The organism is Streptomyces sp. NBC_00576 (assembly GCF_036345175.1).
In the GTDB taxonomy this organism is placed as follows: domain Bacteria; phylum Actinomycetota; class Actinomycetes; order Streptomycetales; family Streptomycetaceae; genus Streptomyces.
In genome coordinates, this window is record NZ_CP107780.1 from 5,217,456 (window position 1) to 5,231,215 (window position 13,760).

General features: G+C 71.6%; 13 protein-coding genes. 7 read left to right on the forward strand and 6 right to left on the reverse strand.

Going from position 1 to position 13,760, the window contains the following annotated elements; translation table 11 throughout:
• Positions 1-46 precede the first annotated feature (46 nt).
• Positions 47-865, forward strand: coding sequence for an NPP1 family protein (locus OG734_RS22370; protein ID WP_330289298.1), 819 nt, complete (start codon positions 47-49; stop codon positions 863-865).
• Positions 866-979: 114 nt separating this feature from the next.
• On the opposite strand, the gene OG734_RS22375 is transcribed toward OG734_RS22370, so the two are convergent.
• The gene (locus OG734_RS22375) at positions 980-1,804 is read right to left on the reverse strand and encodes a mechanosensitive ion channel family protein (RefSeq protein ID WP_330289299.1); all 825 of its coding nucleotides are present in this window, start codon (positions 1,802-1,804) and stop codon (positions 980-982) included.
• A gap of 136 nt (positions 1,805-1,940) precedes the next feature.
• On the opposite strand from OG734_RS22375, the gene OG734_RS22380 reads away from it, so the two are divergent.
• A complete protein-coding gene (locus tag OG734_RS22380; RefSeq protein ID WP_330289300.1) occupies positions 1,941-3,185 on the forward strand; it encodes an amidohydrolase in 1,245 nt (414 codons plus the stop codon).
• On the opposite strand, the gene OG734_RS22385 is transcribed toward OG734_RS22380, so the two are convergent.
• Together OG734_RS22385 and OG734_RS22390 are read right to left on the reverse strand one after the other, a co-directional pair.
• Positions 3,182-4,498 carry a hypothetical protein gene (locus OG734_RS22385; RefSeq protein WP_330289301.1) on the reverse strand — a complete coding sequence of 439 codons (1,317 nt, stop codon included), beginning with the start codon at positions 4,496-4,498 and terminating at the stop codon, positions 3,182-3,184. The two genes, OG734_RS22380 and OG734_RS22385, sit on opposite strands and share 4 nt — an antisense overlap.
• A gap of 115 nt (positions 4,499-4,613) precedes the next feature.
• The gene (locus OG734_RS22390) at positions 4,614-5,825 is read right to left on the reverse strand and encodes a PP2C family protein-serine/threonine phosphatase (RefSeq protein WP_330289302.1); all 1,212 of its coding nucleotides are present in this window, start codon (positions 5,823-5,825) and stop codon (positions 4,614-4,616) included.
• 135 nt (positions 5,826-5,960) lie between these two features.
• Between OG734_RS22390 and OG734_RS22395 the strand changes: the two genes are divergently transcribed.
• On the forward strand, positions 5,961-6,374 hold the full coding sequence (locus tag OG734_RS22395) for a hypothetical protein (RefSeq protein ID WP_330289303.1): 414 nt from the start codon (positions 5,961-5,963) through the stop codon (positions 6,372-6,374).
• A gap of 18 nt (positions 6,375-6,392) precedes the next feature.
• On the opposite strand, the gene OG734_RS22400 is transcribed toward OG734_RS22395, so the two are convergent.
• On the reverse strand, positions 6,393-6,830 hold the full coding sequence (locus OG734_RS22400; protein WP_330289304.1) for an SH3 domain-containing protein: 438 nt from the start codon (positions 6,828-6,830) through the stop codon (positions 6,393-6,395).
• A gap of 197 nt (positions 6,831-7,027) precedes the next feature.
• Here OG734_RS22400 and OG734_RS22405 point away from each other — a divergent pair, with 197 nt between their 5' ends.
• Positions 7,028-7,984 carry a hypothetical protein gene (locus OG734_RS22405; RefSeq protein ID WP_330289305.1) on the forward strand — a complete coding sequence of 319 codons (957 nt, stop codon included), beginning with the start codon at positions 7,028-7,030 and terminating at the stop codon, positions 7,982-7,984.
• On the opposite strand, the gene OG734_RS22410 is transcribed toward OG734_RS22405, so the two are convergent.
• The gene (locus OG734_RS22410) at positions 7,890-9,248 is read right to left on the reverse strand and encodes an aminotransferase-like domain-containing protein (protein ID WP_330289306.1); all 1,359 of its coding nucleotides are present in this window, start codon (positions 9,246-9,248) and stop codon (positions 7,890-7,892) included. The genes OG734_RS22405 and OG734_RS22410 overlap by 95 nt on opposite strands.
• Positions 9,249-9,316: 68 nt before the next feature.
• Positions 9,317-9,520, reverse strand: coding sequence for a hypothetical protein (locus OG734_RS22415; RefSeq protein WP_330289307.1), 204 nt, complete (start codon positions 9,518-9,520; stop codon positions 9,317-9,319).
• Positions 9,521-9,602: 82 nt separating this feature from the next.
• Between OG734_RS22415 and OG734_RS22420 the strand changes: the two genes are divergently transcribed.
• From OG734_RS22420 to OG734_RS22430, 3 genes are all read left to right on the forward strand, one after another.
• The gene (locus tag OG734_RS22420; protein ID WP_330289308.1) at positions 9,603-10,814 is read left to right on the forward strand and encodes an RNA-guided endonuclease InsQ/TnpB family protein; all 1,212 of its coding nucleotides are present in this window, start codon (positions 9,603-9,605) and stop codon (positions 10,812-10,814) included.
• Between the two features lie 139 nt (positions 10,815-10,953).
• Entirely contained in the window at positions 10,954-11,727 is a 774-nt protein-coding gene (locus tag OG734_RS22425) for an alpha/beta fold hydrolase (RefSeq protein WP_330289309.1), read from the forward strand.
• 50 nt (positions 11,728-11,777) lie between these two features.
• Positions 11,778-13,721, forward strand: a complete 1,944-nt coding sequence (locus OG734_RS22430; protein ID WP_330289310.1) for an FUSC family protein — start codon at positions 11,778-11,780, stop codon at positions 13,719-13,721.
• Positions 13,722-13,760 lie beyond the last annotated feature (39 nt).

Below are 13,760 nucleotides of genomic sequence, written 5' to 3' on the forward strand. Positions count from 1 at the left end.
ACGACCGAGCCGTGTTCCCGGCACGACCCAGTGGAGAGCACCCGCAATGTTCAAGGCATCCACGCACCACCGCAGAACCGCCCGTCTCGGCCGAGCGGCACTTGTCGCGCTCAGCGCCGGCGTGCTGACCGTCGGCATCTCGACGAACGCGTCCGCCGCGATCCTGAACCCGCTGCCGGAGAACGCGAGCACCTTCCAGAAGAAGTACCAGCCGCTCTGGGACTACGACTCGGACAGCTGCTTCCCCGCGGCGGCCGTCGACGCGAGCGGAAAGCTCAACGGCGGTCTGGACAACACCGGGTCGATCACCGGCGGCTGCCGGACCAACCACCTCGGCAAGGCCAACACGTACTCGCAGAGCTGGTGCAAGAACGGCTGGTGCGCGTACGTCTACGGGCTCTACTTCGAGAAGGACCAGACCCTCAACGGTGCCGACGCCTTCGGTCACCGCCACGACTGGGAGTCCGTCGTGGTCTTCCAGAAGCAGGGCGAGGAGAGTCCCCGCTTCCTGTCCGCCTCCCGGCACGGCGGTTACAGCACCCACCCGATCAACGAGGTGCCGATGGGCAGGCTGAACGGCGAGTCGAGCTACAACCGCGTCGAGATCGTCTACCACAAGGACGGCGCGAGCACGCACGCCTTCCGCTTCGCCAAGTGGGGCGAGACCCCGGTGGCGTGGGGCGACGGCGGCTGGGACCACCCGGCGCTGGTCACCATGGAGAACATGGACAAGACCCCGCGCGACCAGCTGTGGAACTCCAAGTGGGGCGACGCCAACTTCCCGCTGACCGGCAACCTCCAGAGCAACATCAACAAGGCCCGGGAGGCCGACAGCCGCGCCGCGTCCGCCATCCCCGCGTTCTGACACCCGGGTTCGCGCTGCCCGGGTTCGTGACGCCCGGGCCGTCCTGAGCAGCCGCCGGTGGGACCAGAACTCCCCCGCCCCGTCCCACCGGCGGCACCAACCCGACCGTCCCGGTCACATGTCGTCGGTACGCGGCGGCATATCGGTCTGTCCGGTCTGCCCGGTCCGTCCGGACTGTTCGGTCCGTTCCCGGACCGGCTGGTTGGCGAGGGCGTCCGCGCGTCCCGCCTGATACGCGCTGACACTTCCCTTGGCGGTCGCGGTCTCCCGCTCGGCCGCCGTCAGCATCCGCTCCCAGCGGTGCCGCATCGGCGCGATCATGCCGCCGCCGATTCCGACGACCAGGATGCCGACGACGGTGGCGAGCGCGGCGTACAGCACCGGCTGGGTGACATCACGGGCGATGCCCGCCTGGCCGAGGGCGGCGATGACGCCCAGCGCCAGGATGCAGCCCCAGACGATGTTGGCGACCGTACGCCCGTACGAGACGGACGAGAGCGCACCGGCGACGATCCCGCGCACGGCGTTGGCGATGGCCATCGCCACGACGATGAGAACGACGGCGACGATGCCGCGCGGCAGCCAGGCCACGATGCCGTTGATCATCGTGCTGACCGGGTTGGCGCCGAAGACGCCGAGCGCGAGCTGGAGGGTGATCAGCATCAGCGCGTAGTAGACGATTTTGCAGACGATCCCTGTCAGGTCGTACGCGGAATCCCTCAACAACCGGTCCGTACCCGCCCGTTCGGCCAACCGCTCCGAACCGATCTTGCGCAGGACGCGGTCGAGAACACGGGCGATCAGCTTCGACACGACCCAGCCGATGGCCAGGATGATGAGGAACGCTACGAGTTTCGGCACGAACGTGGCGATCTTCGACCAGGCGTCGTCGAGCCCCTGGGTGAAGTCGATGGCAAGCATGGTGCTGGTGGTGGCCATTGGACGGCCTTCCTTCGGTAGGTGGGTAGGTGCTACCGGCCCCTCCCTCGGGGATATCAGCGGCGGCGGCCGACGGCCGCGAATGCGCAGCCGAACGGGTGATCGGGTGCTCAGGTCGGAGGCATACGCTGCCCACGTGACCTCTCCCGCCGCCGGCACCGCCCTCGACCTCACCGCAGACCTCCCCCTCCCTGCCCTGGAGGATCTCTACCGCGACCTGCACAGCCACCCGGAACTGTCCCTGGCGGAACACCGCACGGCGGGCCTGCTGGCCCAGGCGCTGCGGAAGTCCGGGTACGAGACGACGGAGGGTGTGGGCGGCACGGGCGTCGTGGGCGTCCTGCGCAACGGCGAAGGCCCGACGGTCCTGCTCCGCGCGGACATGGACGCGCTCCCGGTCACGGAGGAAACCGCCCTCCCGTACGCCTCCACCGTCCCGGGCGTGATGCACGCCTGCGGCCACGACCTGCACGTGACCTGGCTGGCGGGGGCCGCCCAGGCGCTGTCGGCGGGCCGGGACGCGTGGCGCGGCACGCTGGTGCTGGTCGGCCAGCCCGCCGAGGAGACGGGCGAGGGCGCGCGGGCGATGCTGGCGGACGGCCTGTACGAGCGTTTCCCGCGCCCGGACGCGCTGCTGGGGCAACATGCGGCGCCGGGCCCTGCCGGCCTCTACCCGCACATCCCCGGCCTGATCATGTCGGCCTCGACGGACGTCGACGTGATCGTGCACGGCCGGGGCGGCCACGGCTCCCGCCCCGAAACGACGGTCGACCCGGTGGTGACGGCGGCCTACCTCGTCACGCGCCTCCAGACGGTCGTCTCGCGCGAGATCGCGGCCCGCGACTCCGCCGTCCTCACGGTCGGCATGATCGAGGCGGGCACCCGGCACAACATCATCCCGTCGACGGCCCGAATCGCCCTGAACCTACGCACCCAGTCCGACGCTGTACGGGAGCGCATGCTGGCCGCGATCAGGCGTATCGCCCAGGGCGAGTGCCTGGCGGCGGGCTGCCCGCGCGAACCGGAGATCCGGGTGGGCGCGACCTTCCCGGTGACGGTCAACAACGCGACGCTCGACGAACAGGTGGCCGAGGTCCACCGGGAGGTCTTCGGCGCGGGCACGGTCTTCGACCCCGGCCCCGCGATGGGCAGCGAGGACTTCGCCCACCTGGCGACGGACCAACTCCCGTACTCCTACTGGTTCGTGACGACCACACCGGCCGAGGTGTGGAACGCGGCGGACGGCGGCGACGACCTGATGGCGAGGCTCGCGGCGGTACCGAGCAACCACAGCCCGCTGTTCGCACCGGACCTGTCGACGGTGGGCCCAGGGGTGCGGACACTGGTGTCCGGAGCCCTGGCTGTCCTGTCGTCGCCCTAACCGGGCACGTGCTGGACGGACTCCAGCTTCTGCAACTGCCGTTCAGCGTGCCGTACGGCCCCTTCGCGCCGACCGGGCACGCGGCGCCGCAACTCGACGACCACCGGGCCGAGTTCACGCGCGTCGGCGCTCTCGCCGAGGCTCGTCCACTGGTGGTGGGCCCGGTCGACGGCCGCCTCGACAGCGGGCGCGTCCGACGCCTGCCCGGCACCGAGCCGCGTACCGGCGACGGTCAGCCAGGCCCGGCAACTCCGGGCCGGATCCCCGGCGAACATCGCGAGATCGGCCCGCACCTCGGTCCAGTGCAGCGCCTCTTCGGAGGCGGCACCGTACGCCCGAAAGGCGGCCTGCTCCCACTGAGCGGCAACCGCATCGGCGTCCCCGTGCCGGCCGGCCTGAACGGCGGAGGTGATGAAGGAGTGCGGATCACTGTCCTTCACGGCTTCGAGCCGCCGGGGTGCCGTTTCGGCTCGGCGCGATGTCATTTCGGCCGGGTCCTGTGCTGCCTGCGCCGGTGCCGGCGCCGGCGCCTCTTCCGCGGGGGGTCTGGGGGCGGAGCCCCCAGGTACGGACGGGACGGGCAGGGGCGGCGGGGGCGAGACAAACCCGGCGTTCACACCCGCCCCGGACACCGCGTCCCAAGCCAGCACCACATCCCCGTACGCCACCCCCTCCGACGACAACCGCCCGAGCGCCTGCTGATGCAACCGCCCCGCATCAGGCCGGTACCCGCTGCGCAGAATCGTCGCGACCGTCTTCATGTACGCCGGCACCGCCACCGCCCGCCGAGGCGGCGGCGGAGCCACCCGCCCGTACACACTCACCCCCCGCCCCGCATCGAACACCCGCCCGGTGACGTACTGCCACGCGGCGGCATCGGCGTGCAGGTCGAGGAACAGCGTCGTGGTTCCCGGCGCCCGCAACCGCAGCTCCTCCGCGAACCAGTGCCAGGGAAACCCGGTGTAGCGGATCGTCGCGGGGGTCGTACGGGCCAGGGCGAGATGCGGAAGGTGCTGTTTGCGGTCGAGTTGGAGCTGTCCGGTGAGGAAGACGGTGAGCGGTCCGGGGGCCACCGCGGCGGCGCGCAGCCGGGTGAGCACGGCCTGCGGCTCCAGCGGGTCGGCGAGTTCGACGACGTTCGCGGTGTCGGCACCGGACAGCACGGCGGGGGAGACAGCGGCGAGCACGGGCAGCACGGACGCCGCGTCCACCAGACAGCCCTTGCCCACGGGCGAGGCGGCGAGCAGCAGCGCGGTTCCGGTCGTGGAGCCGATCGAGCCGATCGAGCCGCTTGAACCCGATGTTCCAGCCATGGCCCCTCCCCTCACGTCGCTCACGCCCCTCAGGTCCGTCACATCCCTAGGCAGCACCGTAACCGGTGCGACTGCGAAGGGGGATTGGCGGTAGGTCTATCGCCTCTATCGCCCCCTATGGACGGCTTGTACCGCGCCGCACCGCGAACACCGTCGTGTCGTCGGCGAGACGCCCACCGCAGTGCCGCAGCGTGCCGTCCCGTACGAACGCCACGAGGCGCTGCGGATCGGCGGTGCGCGGATCGTCGGCGACGGCGTCGGCGACGCGTTCGCGCAGCGGGAAGAAGGTGCCGTCGGCGTCCCGGGCCTCGGTGACGCCGTCGGTGACGAGGAGCAGGGTCTCCCCGTCGGCGAGCGGCACCCGGACCACGGACGCCGGCCCACCCTCGCCCCGGGCCAACTCACTGAGCCCGAGCGGGAGTCCGTCCCCCGGCGGCAGGCTCCGTACGCCGTCGGGAGACACGATCAGGGAAGGCTCGTGCCCGAAGTTGACGACCTCGACGGCGAGCCCCGCGGCAGCCTCTCCCCGATTCTCCGGGAAGCCGATGAGGACAGCCGTGGCGAACCGGTCCCCGTCGTCCCGCCCCATGGCCGCCCGGTAACGGACGTGCCGCAGCATCCGTACCTCCAGACGTTCCGCGACGGTCGCGAGCGCCGGTTCGTGGTACCCGGCCTCCCGGAACGTGCCGAGCAGGGCGGCGGCCGCCTCGACCGCGTCGAGCCCCTTGCCCTGGACGTCGCCGATGAGGACCCGGGTGCCGTGCGGGCCGGGCTGGACGTCGTAGAAGTCGCCGCCCACGCGGGCGAAGGCGTCGGCGGCGAGATAGACGGCCGCGTGGTCGAGGCCGCCCCAGCCCGGCGGCAGCGGACGCAGCACCGTACGGCGGGTGGTCTCGGCGACGTCCCGCATGTGCAGCATGCGCCGCTCGCCGCGCAGCCGGACCACGCAGGCGAGGACGGCCAGGACCCCGCCCAGGGCGACGAGGATGAAGTCGGGCAGCCCGGTCTGGTACTGGTGCGGCCAGGCGCCGTCGACGAACACATAGGTGGCGAGGGACAGGACCGCGAAAGCGACCGTCCCGGCCACCCGGCAGAGCGCGGCGGCGATCCCTGGCACCAGCACGATCCACGAGATGATCCGGAACTCGCCGGTGGTGTTCCAGTCGAGGACCGCGATCCCGATGAGCAGCACCAGCGGCGGCACCCAGCCGACGCTGCGCCCGGCGACGGCGAGTGCCGAGAAGGCGGGCGACGAGAAGGCGGGGCCTTCGTCCGTGCCCACCGGCCTCACCGGCCCCACCAGGCGCCCGAGGCGCACCGGCTTCATGGAATCCAGCGAAACACGGTCGCCCCCCTCTGTCGACTTGTCTGTCGACGTATCTTTCGATGTGTCTTTCGACTTGCCAGCGGCCCTCCCCAGGTGTGCTCTGGAGGGCGGGGGCGAGAAGTGAGGAGCACTCTCATGGCTCACACGACGTCCGGTTTCCCGGACATCTTCAGCGCCCGGGCCCACATGGCCGCGAACCGGGTGCTGCCCGTCGTACTCGGGCTGGTCTACGGCTTCTGGGCCGCGGCCAACCGGCGCGACGGCGGTCCCATCACCGGCTGGAACGTCCTCTTCGGCTTTGTGAGCGCGCTGGCGTTCATGGTGGTGCTCATCGGCGTACGGGCAGTGGCGCCGCGCCTCAAGCGCGAACTGCACGCGGTGGCTTGGGGCGCGTTCGCCGGGGTCGCGTTCGGGTTCCTTTACAGCCAGACCGGGGCGAGTGTGCTGCGGTCGTCCGGGAACTCGCTGATGGTCGCGGGGTCCGTGACCGCGGTGCTGTTCTACCGCTACTACACGCACGAGGACGCGACCGGTCACCGGGTGAGCTGATCCCAGCGCCAGGTGGCGTCAGCCGAAGGTGACGTTCCAGTTGAAACTCCACGTCCCCGAGGCGCTCCAGTGGCCGTGGCCGCCTTCCTTCCACTCCGGGCAAGGGTCGGTGCAGCTGGGCACCGACCGGCCTCCGGTGTCGATGAAGGCGGCGCTCGCCCATGCGTCGACGCCCTTCAGCCAGTACCAGTGCGTGTTTCCGCGCACGGTCTGCCCGACGACCGAGCACTCGACGCGGCCGTGACTGCCGGGGGACAGCTGCCCGACGACGGGCGAGTCGATGGTCGGCTGCTGTCGCAGGTTCAGCTCGCCGGCGGAGACGACGGTGCCCCGGACCCCGGAGCCGTGGGAGCCGCCGGAGCTGCCTGGCGTGGCCGCCGTCGCCGTACCGAGCGGCAGGACCGATATCGACGCGGCAAGGATTCCGCCGGTGAGCAGGGCCGAGGTGGTGCGCATGATCCGCCTCCTGAGTCCCCGAATGAGTCCCGAACGAGTCCGCGGATGGGACCGCGAATGCACTGATGTCCCCCAAACCAGGAAACACCCGTCCGGGTGAACGTTCCACCGGAGGCTCCACCGCTGAGGCTTGTCCCGCACACCCAAATGCAGTCAACCGGCTCGCGCTTCCCACCCCCGGGCCATTGCCTGGAGGGGTGCCTCACCGTCTCCGGAGCGCCCTCTCGGCCGCGCTCACCGCCCTCGCGTGCCTGCTGCTGCCCTTCGGCGTGCTCTCGGCCTGGGCTGCGTACGGGCTCGCCGACACCGGCCGGTACGTCACCGCGATGGCGCCGCTCGCCGAGAACCCGTACGTCCAGGACGCGATCGCGGACAACGTCGGCGCCGGAATCGTGCACGCGGTCGACGTCGGCCCGCTCGAAGGCACCGTGAACCACTTCGTGCAGGACGCGGTCCACTCGTTCACCCGCACCGAAGCCTTCCGCACGGCCTGGGACACGGCGAACCGCGCCACCCACGAGGCCGTGCTGCACGCCCTGCGCGACGACCCCGACAGACAGCACCAAGACGACCCCGGCGGCCGCTACGGCAGTTACGGCGGCGAGGGCGCCGTCACCATCGACCTCGCCCCCGTCACCGCCCAGGTCAAGCGTCAACTCACCGCCGACCACGTGCCGTTGGCGAGCCACATCCCCATCGCGCACACCGAGGTCGCGGTCCTGCCCGCGCAGGACCTCGTACCGCTCCGGAAAGGTTTTCGCGTGCTCGAAGTCGCCGGTTTCTGGCTTCCGGTGACGGCCGGCATCCTCGCCGTCACCGGGATCGCGCTCGCCGTCCAGCGCCGCCGGGCGATCACGGCGACCGCGCTCGGTACGGCGCTCGGCGGGGCGCTGCTCGGCGTCGCGCTCGCGATCGTCCGCCACCTCACCCTCGCCGACCTGCCCCCGGGCGTCTCCGCACCCGCCGCCGGCGCCGTCTACGACGCCCTGACAGCCACTCTCCGTACGGTCTCCTGGCTGCTCCTCGCCCTCGGCCTCGCCGTCGCCGTCGGCATGTGGGTCACGGACCGGTACGGCCGCGCCGGGCGACTGCGGCGAGCGTCCGCAACGCCCGGACCAGTTCCGGTTCCGGAACCGACGCGAGCCCGAGCCTGACGGCGTCCGGCACCCGCTGCGGACCCACGGCGAAGGCGTTGCCCGGGGTGACGGCGATTCCGTGCGCCGCCGCGGCGGCCGTGAAGGTGTCCGCCCGCCAGGACGCGGGCAGCTCCCACCAGGCGTAGTAGGCGTGCGGATCGGACCGCACGATGCCCCCCGCCGCCGCCAACTCCCGTGCCACCAGCCGCTGTCGACGCGCCGCGTCCACCCGCTTGGCGGCCACGAGCCGCGCCACGGTCCCGTCCTGGATCCACCGCACCCCGGCCTCCAGCGCGAACCTCCCCGCACTCCACCCACCCGACCGCACAGCCGCCGCCACGGCCTCCGCCCGGTCCGGCGGTACGACGAGAAAGCCCACGGTGAGCCCGGGCGCGACCCGCTTCGACAACCCGTCGACGACATGGGCCAGTTCGGGAACATGGGCGGCGAGGGGCTGCTCTCCCGCTCCCGGCTCCAGGAGAAACGACCAGATCCGGTCCTCCACCACCGGTACGCGCAACTCCCGGACCACACCCGCGAGTTCACGCCTCCTCACCTCGCCCGTCGTCAGCGACGTCGGGTTGTGCAGCGTCGGCTGGACGTACAGCGCGGACAGGGGAGCAGAGTGGTGGGCGGCGGCGAGGGCGTCGGGGCGCAGTCCGTCCTGGTCCATGGCCAGCGGAACGAGGGTGATGGCGAGGCGGGCAGCGATCTCCTTGACCAGCGGATACGTCAACGCCTCGACGCCGACCCGGCCGCCCGGCCGGACCAGGGAGGCGAGGGCGGCGGCGATCGCCTGCCGGGCGTTGCCCGCGAACAGGACGCCATCGGGGTCGGGCCGCCAGCCCGGGGTGGCGAGCAGCCCGGCGACCGCCGCCCTGGCCTCGGCGGTACCGGTGGCGGGCGCCGGACGCAGCGCCCCGGTGAGCACGTCGGGGCGAAGGAGCGGTGCGAGCGCCGGGGCGAGCAGCTCCGACTGGCCGGGCGCGGACGGGTAGTTGAGCTCCAGGTTGACCGTCGTGGCCTGACTGCCCAGCGCCGGCTCGGCGAGCGCGCGCCCGGCCGGTGCGGGCGGTGCGGCCCGGACGAACGTGCCGCGTCCGACCTCGCCGACGACCAGTCCACGCCGCACGAGCTCGCCGTACACCCGCCCGGCCGTCGACCCGGCGATCCCGCGCCGCCGCGCGAACGCCCGCTGCGGAGGCAGCCGTTCGCCGGGCCGGAGCCGTCCGGTGGCGATGTCGTCGGCTATCCGGTCGGCGAGGCGTCGGTAGTCGTCCATCAGACTCCTAGCGAGGGGACCCGCGCCTTTAGGCGTGGGGGGAATCGCTTCTCAGTGTTGCTCTGACCTCAGCTTTGAGTACGGATGTTGTGTCTGCGGGCGGGGTGGGCGGTGCGCCAGGCGTCGAGCTGGCCCGTGGTCCAGGTGGGTGTGCGGCCGGTGTATTCGGGCTCGGGAAAGTCGTTGTCGGCGGCGTTCAGGTTGTGGATGCGGCGGATGCTGATGCCGAGGTATTCGGCGGCTTCGGCTCCGGTCAGGGGGCGTTGGGGCATGGGCCGATGGTAGGCGTTGCGTGATGTGAGTGCACGCATGGTAGCGTGATGTCACATCACGTAATGGAAGGGAGGCCGGAGGGTGATCCGCTCGTACAGGTTCTTGCTCCGGCCGACCGTCCAGCAGGCCGGGGCGCTGACGGAGATGCTCCGTGATCACTGCTCGCTGTACAACGGGGCGTTGCAGGAACGCCGCGACGCCTACCGGCACGTCTCGAAGACCGGCATCAAGTACGGCGAGCAGTCCGCGCAGCTCAAGGACATCCGGGCCTTCGACCCCGAGCGTCACGGCCGGTGGTCGTTCTCGTCCCAGCAGGCCACGCTGCGCCGCCTGGACAAGGCATTCCAGGCTTTCTTCCGCCGCGTCAAAGCCGGGGAGACGCCCGGGTACCCGCGGTTTCGTGGGGTGAACTGGTTCGACACGGTCGAGTTCCCCAAGGACGGCGACGGCTGTCGCTGGGACTCCACCCCCCAGGACCCGGTCACCCGGGTCCGCCTGCAAGGTGTCGGGCACGTCCGTGTCCACCGGCACCGTCCGGTCAGGGGCCGGGTCAAGACCGTCAGCGTCAAGCGTGAGGGTCGCCGGTGGTACGTGATCCTGGCGTGCGACGAGGTCCCCGCCGAGCCGCTTCCCGCGACGGGTGCGGTGACCGGTATCGACATGGGTGTCGCCCACTTTTTGACCACGTCCGAGGGCGAGCACATCGCAAACCCCCGCCACGGCCGTAAAAACACTGAGGCCCTGGCCGACGCGCAGCGGGCCCTGAGGGCGTTCCCCCGCCGGAAGCGGGAGAACCGCACGGCCCGCCACCGCCGGGCCGTGGAGAAGGTCGCCAACCTCCACCGCAAGGTCAGGCGGCAGCGCACCGACCACGCACACAAGACCGCCCTCGCCCTGGTCCGCGACTACGACACGATCGCGCACGAGCAGCTCCGTATCGCGAACATGGTCCGCACCCCCAAGGCCAAGCCCGACCCCGACGCGCCCGGCACCTTCCTGCCGAACGGGGCGGCGGCCAAGGCCGGGCTGAACAAGAGCATCCACGACGCGGGTTGGGGGGTGTTTCTGGGCATCCTCGCGCACAAGGCTGAAAGCGCCGGTCGCGTACTGATCCCGGTGGACCCCCGTAACACCTCCCGCACCTGCCCCGCCTGCGGGCACGTGTCCGGCGAGAACCGCACCACGCAAGCAAGGTTCGAATGCGTCTCGTGCACCCACACCGCGAACGCGGACGTGGTCGGCGCACTCAACGTCGCTGTCAGGGCCGGGCTGGTCCTTCCCGACGTGGCCTAGCCACCGACAGGAGAAGCCCGCGCGTTTACGCGTGGGAGGAGTCACGAATCCCCCGTACCCGTTCTCTAGTTCTCTCACATTGCACCGAGCGCAAAGATCCTATTGCACCGAGAAGTCGGGGCGATCTAGGGTCGTCCACATGCCCCCGCTTACCCCTCTTGCACCTCTTGTCCTCGTTCACGGCCACCCTTTCGACCACACGATGTGGAACCCGCAGATCGACGCGTTCTCCGCCACCCGCCGGGTCATCACCCCCGACCTGCGCGGCTACGGCACCTCCCGGGCGGCTCTCGAAGCCGCCACCCCGCTCTCGCGGTTCGCGCAGGACATCGAGGAGTTGCTCGACGAGGCGAAGGTGGAGTCGTGCGTGCTCGGAGGGCTGTCGATGGGCGGCCAGATCGTCATGGAGTGCTGCGACCGGTTCCCGGAGCGCATCCGGGGCGTCGTCCTCGCCGACACCTTCCCCACGCCCGAGACGCCGCAGGGACGCCTCGCCCGCAACGCGACGGCGGACCGTCTGCTCGCCGAGGGCATGCGCGGGTACGCCGACGAGGTGCTGGACAAGATGGTGGCCCCGTACGCCGACGCGGGCGTCAAGGCCCACGTCCACCGCATGATGACGGCCACCGACCCCCGCGGCGCGGCGGCAGCACTCCGGGGTCGCGCGCAGCGCCCCGACTACCGCCCCCTGCTGACGAGGCTCACCGTCCCGGTCCTGGTCGTCGTGGGCGCCGACGACGAGTTCACCCCGGTCTCCGACGCCGAGGCCATGCACGCGGCGCTCCCCGACTCCACGCTCCACGTGATCGAGCACTCCGCCCACATGCCCAACCTGGAACGCCCGGCGGAGTTCAACAAGGCCCTGGCCGACTTCCTGGCGACGCGGATCGACCCGGCCCCTGAACACCCGTAGGCCCCCGCATCGCAGGCTGCGCCGGCAGCGCTCCGGCGATAATGGGGGCCATGCCCCGCGAGTTCCCCATCGGCCTCACACCTCCCGACTGGCTGGTGCGGAACCTTCGGCCCCAGCCGGCCCCGCCCGTCAACCGCCCCGCCATGGCCCGCGCCGCCATCGCCATGGCGCTGCCCCTGGCCGTCGGCCTCGCCACCGACCACGCCGCCTACGGCGCCCTCGCCTCCATGGGCGCCCTCTCGGGCGTCATCGGGGACACCGCCGACGCGTACCGGATGCGCATCCTCAACATCGCGATCCCCCAGCTCTTCGGCGCGCTCGGCGTCACCCTCGGCTCGCTGGTGTACGGCCAGGGCTGGACCGCAGTCGCCGCTGTCACCGGGGTCGCCCTCGTCTCCGGGATGATCTCGACGATCGGCGCGGTCGCCTCCGTGTCCGGACTGCTGCTGCTCCTCAACTCCGTGATCGGGGCCGGGCTGCCGCTGCCGGGGCCCTGGTGGCTCGCGCCGGTGCTGATGTCCGGCGGCGGCCTGCTCGTACTGGCGCTGGCCCTGCTCGCCTGGCCGCTCCGCTCGGGGGTGCCGGAACGGGCGGCGGTCGCGCAGACCTACCGTACGGTCGCCGAACTCCTCACCGCCTGCGCCACCGACGGGTACGAGGACGCCCGGTACGCCGTCACCCAGTCCCTCAACAAGTCGTACGACCTCGTCCTCGCCCGGCGCGCCCGCCACCACGGCCGCAGCCCCGAACTGGTGCGTCTGCTCGCCCAGTTGAACGCCATCACCCCGGTCGTCGAGGCCGCCCCAGCCGCCCACCAGGCCGGCCGCCCGCTGCCGCCCGAGGTCCCGGAAGCCGTCCGTCACCTCGCCGAAGCCATCGAGACGGGCTACAGCGGCCCGACCGGGCTGAGCATCCCCGCGCCGGCCGACCACACCTCCCGCGCCGTCGAACAGGCGCTGCGCCACACCGCCGAAGTGGTCGGCAGCCGCTCCCCCGACCTCCGTATCTCCGGGGTCGAGGACCGGCTCGGGCGGCCGGGCGCCCTGCGCGTACGGGCCGCCGGCGCCGCCCGGGACGTCGTCCTGTCCGCCGACTCCTGGCGCTACGGACTGCGCCTCGCCCTGTGTATCGGCCTCGCGCAGGTGCTGGTCTCGATCGTCCCGGTGCCGCGTTCGTACTGGGTCGCGCTGACCATCACCTTCGTCCTGAAGCCCGACTTCGGCTCCGTCTTCTCCCGGGCCCTGCTGCGCGCCCTCGGCACGGTCGCGGGGCTGGTCATCGCGGCCGCGGTGCTCGTCCAGGTGCCACGCGGCTGGTGGGACGTACCCGTGATCCTCCTTCTCGCCACGCTGATCCCGGCGCTCACCCCACGCGGGTACGGATACCAGACTGCCGCCATCACCCCGGTGATCCTTCTCCTCTCCGACATCCTCAACCACCAGGGCACGGCACTGCTGCTGCCACGGCTCCTCGACTCCCTCATGGGGTGCGCAATCGCCCTCGTCGCCGGGTACCTCCTGTGGCCGGAGAGCTGGCACACCCGCGTCGGCGACCGCCTCGCCGACGCGGTCGCGGACACGGCCCGCTATGTGGAATCGGCGTTCCGCCCGGACACCGAGGGTGCGGCACGGGCACGTATGCGACGGCGCCTGTACCGCGATCTCTCCGTCGTCCGTACGGAGTTCCAGCGCGCCCTGACCGAACCGCCGCCCACCGGACGACGGGCGGCGGCCTGGTGGCCCCTGGTCGTCGCGGTGGAACGCATCGTCGACGCGACGACCGCGGCCCGCGTCCACATCAAGCAGGGCGCCAAGCCACCGTCCGACGCCGAGATCACCCAAGTCGCCGAACAGCTACGGGAGTTGTCGGACGGACTGCGCCGTATCGAGACGCTGTACGCGGTGCGTACGGACCTCAGCGGACCGGCGGACAGTGTGCTGGAGCCGCTACGGCAGGAGGTGGCGGCGGCGAGGGCGATCACCTCGCCCAAGTAAGCCACCCCGAGGTAACCGGCCGGGCAAGACGGGCGCGGG

Coding starts and splice junctions, on each gene's coding strand:
- OG734_RS22415 (WP_330289307.1), bottom strand. CDS start 9,520: ATGCCCCAACGCCCCCTGACCGGAGCCGAAGCCGCCGAATACCTCGGC.
- OG734_RS22410 (WP_330289306.1), bottom strand. CDS start 9,248: ATGGACGACTACCGACGCCTCGCCGACCGGATAGCCGACGACATCGCC.
- OG734_RS22400 (WP_330289304.1), bottom strand. CDS start 6,830: ATGCGCACCACCTCGGCCCTGCTCACCGGCGGAATCCTTGCCGCGTCG.
- OG734_RS22370 (WP_330289298.1), top strand. CDS start 47: ATGTTCAAGGCATCCACGCACCACCGCAGAACCGCCCGTCTCGGCCGA.
- OG734_RS22430 (WP_330289310.1), top strand. CDS start 11,778: ATGCCCCGCGAGTTCCCCATCGGCCTCACACCTCCCGACTGGCTGGTG.
- OG734_RS22390 (WP_330289302.1), bottom strand. CDS start 5,825: ATGAAGCCGGTGCGCCTCGGGCGCCTGGTGGGGCCGGTGAGGCCGGTG.
- OG734_RS22425 (WP_330289309.1), top strand. CDS start 10,954: ATGCCCCCGCTTACCCCTCTTGCACCTCTTGTCCTCGTTCACGGCCAC.
- OG734_RS22375 (WP_330289299.1), bottom strand. CDS start 1,804: ATGGCCACCACCAGCACCATGCTTGCCATCGACTTCACCCAGGGGCTC.
- OG734_RS22395 (WP_330289303.1), top strand. CDS start 5,961: ATGGCTCACACGACGTCCGGTTTCCCGGACATCTTCAGCGCCCGGGCC.
- OG734_RS22385 (WP_330289301.1), bottom strand. CDS start 4,498: ATGGCTGGAACATCGGGTTCAAGCGGCTCGATCGGCTCGATCGGCTCC.